Consider the following 3208-nt stretch of genomic DNA (forward strand, 5'->3'; position numbering starts at 1 on the left):
CTGCAGAACTGCGCGAAGACCAGAAGGATGAGGACTCGCTGCCGCCTTATGACGAGCTGGACGATATCCTGCGCGGGCTCGTCGATGAGGAAGAGGACATTCGCGAGATCATGGCGCGCGGCCATGAAGAGGCGACTGTAAAGCGGATCGAGCATCTCTTGTATCTTGCCGAATACAAGCGTAGGCAGGCGCCGCCCGGCGTCAAAGTCGGCGGCAAGAATTTCGGCCGCGACAGGCGCTACCCGATTACCAACCGTTTCAGGGACGATTGATGACCTCTCCCATCGTAAGATTTGCTCCATCGCCGACTGGCAAGCTGCATGTTGGCAATGTCCGCACCGCGCTGATCAACTGGCTGTTCGCGAAGGGGCGCGGTGGCAAGTTTTTCCTGCGCGTCGATGACACCGATACTGAGCGTTCGACCAAGGACTATGAAGACCAGATCAAGGCTGACCTCAAATGGCTCGGCCTCGAATGGGACGACACCTTCAACCAGTCAGGCAAGTTCGCCCAATACGACGCTGCGGCTGACAAGCTGCGCGAGATGGGGCTGCTCTATGCCGCTTATGAGACGGCAGATGAGCTTGACCGCAAGCGCAAGATCGCGCTCTCGCGCGGCCGTCCGCCTGTCTATGACAGAGCTGCGCTTAACCTGACGGATGAAGACAAGGCAAAGCTCGAAGCGGAAGGCCGCAAGCCGCACTGGCGGTTCAAGCTGTCTGGTGACCGCGTGGAGTGGACTGACCTGGTCCGCAGCTCGCAGAGCATTGATACATCGAGTGTTTCGGACCCTGTGCTGATCCGTGAGGACGGGTCTTACCTCTATACGCTGCCATCTGTGGTCGATGATATCGATGCGAAGATCACCCACGTCGTGCGCGGTGAGGACCACGTCACCAATTCAGGCGCGCAGATTGAAATATTCAGAGCGCTTGGCGGGACGGCGCCCGAGATGGCGCACACGCCGCTTCTGGTCGATGCCGAAGGTGGCGCGTTTTCCAAGCGTCTCGGCTCGCTCAGCATGGATACGCTGGCAGCACGCGGGATCCTGCCGATGGCGATCCTGTCGCTGCTCGCCAAGCTTGGCACCAGCGACAATATCGAAGTGCGCGACACGCTCGAGGCACTGGCAGCCGATTTCGACTTCTCCAAGATTGGCCGCGCGCCTGCAAAATTCGACGAGAAAGATCTGCTCGCTCTCAATGCGACGCTGATGCACTCGATGCCCTTTGCCGCGGTCGAGGATCAGCTGAAGGCGATTGCGCCAGAAGCTGCGAATGAGACTTTCTGGCTCACTGTGCGCGAGAATTGCCAGACCGTCCACGATGCGAAGCCGTTTGCTGACATTGCCTACGGCCAGATCGCGTCGATCATCGATGATGAAGATGCCGACTTCATAACCGAGGCCAAAGCTTTGCTTCCCGAAGGTGAGGTCACATCCCAGTCCTGGAGCGCCTGGACGAGCGCGTTGAAAGAGAAGACGGGCCGCAAGGGCCGTGGCCTCTTCATGCCGCTTCGCAAGGCGTTGACCGGCCAGGAGCATGGGCCGGACATGGGCACGCTGCTACCGCTGATCGGCCGTGAGGCGATTGAGCGGCGCCTGTCGCGCGCCTAGTCGTTCATCACGACGACGCGGTCCGTCAGCGCGGCAATCGCAGCTTCGGGCGTCGATTCATGGACGAGGGAGGCGCGGAACTCTTCGGGGGTGAACTTCCCATCGATGATGTGGTTCATCAGTTCGAAAAAGGGTGACCAGAAGCCGTCTTCATCCAGAAAGGCCATCGGCTTCGCGTGAAGACCGAGCCGCGCCCAGCTCAGCATTTCGACGGCTTCTTCCAGCGTGCCGATGCCGCCAGGCAGGACGATGAAAGCGTCCGATTCGTCGAACATCATCTGCTTGCGGGTATGCATGTCATCAACGATGACGTGCTCGACGTCCTCAAAGATGCGTTCTTTCTGAAGCAGGAATTTCGGCATGATGCCAAGAACTTCCCCGCCCGCCTCGTGAACAGCGCGGGCGCAGGCGCCCATCAGACCGACGCCGCCGCCGCCATAGACAAGCCGCATATCCTTCTCCGCCAGCGTTCGGCCAAGGGCCTTCGCAAGCTGGATATAGGCGGGCTTCACGTCATTTGAGGAGCCGCAATAGACACAGATCGATTTTAGCTTTGGCATTCGAAACTTATTCCTTAGGTCTTTCCGCCATGTAGGGGCTTGAAGAGATTCGCACCAGAGCAGCCCTGTTCGAAACAGCATTCATACCCATATGGCGCAAATGAGCGATCCGCACGCGACACAAGACGATAAAGACCAGATTGAAAGTGCCGATGGCGGACTGGGTGGGGCTATTGGCCGGATCCTGAAGCTGTTGGCGCGGCCTGAGCTATCGAAATGGCGGCCGATCATGGTTGTTGCGATCGTGCTCACACTGGGCGCGGCGGTGCTCGAGGTGATTTCGCCCATCCTGCTTGGCGAAGCGATCAACAAGGTTGCGGGCGAGGAAGACACGGCGACCCCGCTGGTGATTGCCGTGGTCTGGATTGGCTTCGCCATCGGTCTTCGCTTTCTGGCTGCGGCCTTGCCTCAGCTGAGGGATGTGTTGTTCAGCCCGGTCAGCCAGGACGCGCAGCGCATTGCCTGCGTCGACGCATTTGGGCACGCCCAGTCGCTGTCGCTTGGCTTTCACCAGACGCGGCGCTCGGGCGCGCTCAACCGGGTAATCGAGCGCGGCGCCAGCGCGATCGACTATCTGATCCGATTCCTCGCCTTCAATATCGGGCCGACTTTTGTGCGCCTTGCGCTCGCCTCCATCGCACTCGGCGCGGCCTATGACTACCGCCTGTCGCTGATCGCAATCGTGACGATCATTCTCTATGTGCTTGCGACCGTTGTCATCACAGAATGGCGGGTGCGCCAGCGCCGCAGGATGAACAAGGCGGATACCGAACTGCGCGCCGTTTCCATCGATACGCTTACCAATTTCGAAACCGTCAAAGCCTTCGCTGCAGAAGAGCGTGAAACCGGGCGGTACGACACCGCCATGCAGCATTACAACAAGCGCTATGTTGAGGCGGTCCGCAGTATGTACCTGCTGAACGGCGTACAGGCCTTCATCATGAATGCGGGCCTGCTTGCTGTGCTCGCGCTGTCGGCGTGGAATTACAGCCAGGGCACAATGAAAATCGGTGACCTCACGGCTGTGATGATG

The 3208-nt window shown here is 59.4% G+C and carries 3 protein-coding genes and 1 pseudogene; 3 read left to right on the forward strand and 1 reads right to left on the reverse strand.

Going from position 1 to position 3208, the window contains the following annotated elements:
• Positions 1-272: pseudogene (locus tag WA989_RS03130) on the forward strand (NAD+ synthase); the annotation flags it as partial.
• The gene (gene gltX, locus WA989_RS03135; protein ID WP_424339067.1) at positions 272-1615 is read left to right on the forward strand and encodes a glutamate--tRNA ligase; all 1344 of its coding nucleotides are present in this window, start codon (positions 272-274) and stop codon (positions 1613-1615) included. The pseudogene WA989_RS03130 and the gene gltX, both read left to right, overlap by 1 nt.
• On the opposite strand, the gene WA989_RS03140 is transcribed toward gltX, so the two are convergent.
• Entirely contained in the window at positions 1612-2175 is a 564-nt protein-coding gene (locus WA989_RS03140; RefSeq protein WP_424339068.1) for a TIGR00730 family Rossman fold protein, read from the reverse strand. The two genes, gltX and WA989_RS03140, sit on opposite strands and share 4 nt — an antisense overlap.
• A gap of 100 nt (positions 2176-2275) precedes the next feature.
• Here WA989_RS03140 and WA989_RS03145 point away from each other — a divergent pair.
• The coding region (locus WA989_RS03145) for an ABC transporter transmembrane domain-containing protein (protein WP_424339069.1) at positions 2276-3208 on the forward strand (933 nt) is incomplete at its 3' end.

Origin of the sequence: Henriciella sp., assembly GCF_049649345.1 — a bacterium.
Classification (GTDB): Bacteria; Pseudomonadota; Alphaproteobacteria; order Caulobacterales; family Hyphomonadaceae; genus Henriciella.

What these genes read in the sequence shown, in the direction of transcription:
- WA989_RS03140 (WP_424339068.1), bottom strand. Translation starts at nt 2,175, where the DNA reads ATGCCAAAGCTAAAATCGATCTGTGTCTATTGCGGCTCCTCAAATGAC.
- gltX (WP_424339067.1), top strand. Translation starts at nt 272, where the DNA reads ATGACCTCTCCCATCGTAAGATTTGCTCCATCGCCGACTGGCAAGCTG.